General features: G+C 59.8%; 1 pseudogene. It reads left to right on the top strand.

Features of this window, described 5'->3' with window-relative positions:
* Window positions 1–532 (top strand): annotated as a pseudogene (locus HU806_RS26245) (hypothetical protein); the annotation flags it as partial.

Here is a 532-nt window from a genome sequence, read left to right as displayed (position 1 = left end):
ACCCGCGGCGGCAAGGAGTCGCCGCCGTCAGAGCCACTTACCCTGGCTGTGCAAGCCCTCGCCCAAGACGATCTGCTGGACGCCAAGCCGAGGATTCTGCAAGCCGCCAACAATGGCGAAGGGGCGGAACTGGATGTGGCGGCATTACAGGGCAATGCCACCGTGCGTATCGATAGCTGGCCGCTTATTGCGCAAGGCCAGTACGTTTGGCTGCGCGTGAAGGGCACAAAAAAAGACGGTACAAGCTATGAACTCACCCTCTGGGGGACGGAGCTGGGAAGTCGGGTTTCCCAGGGGTGGGTTGCCAATGGTTATGCCACCAACACCGTGCCACTGAGCGATTTGCGTGAGCTGCGTGACGGCAGTACGCTCACGGTGGAATTCAAGGCCACCTTGAACCAGAGCACTGATGAAAGCCAGGCCATTACGTTTCCGTTGCGCACTTATACCGTCAAGGCGGTGGAGTGGCTTACACCGACCCTCACCGATATCATTGATTCCAAGGGCACGGTGGTCGGCGGCAGCACGGTCG

Origin of the sequence: Pseudomonas sp. SWRI154 (assembly GCF_014268645.1) — a bacterium.
GTDB lineage: Bacteria > Pseudomonadota > Gammaproteobacteria > Pseudomonadales > Pseudomonadaceae > Aquipseudomonas > Aquipseudomonas marvdashtae.
The sequence above is the reverse complement of the archived record's forward strand: the minus strand, read 5'-3'. Positions and strand labels throughout refer to the sequence as shown.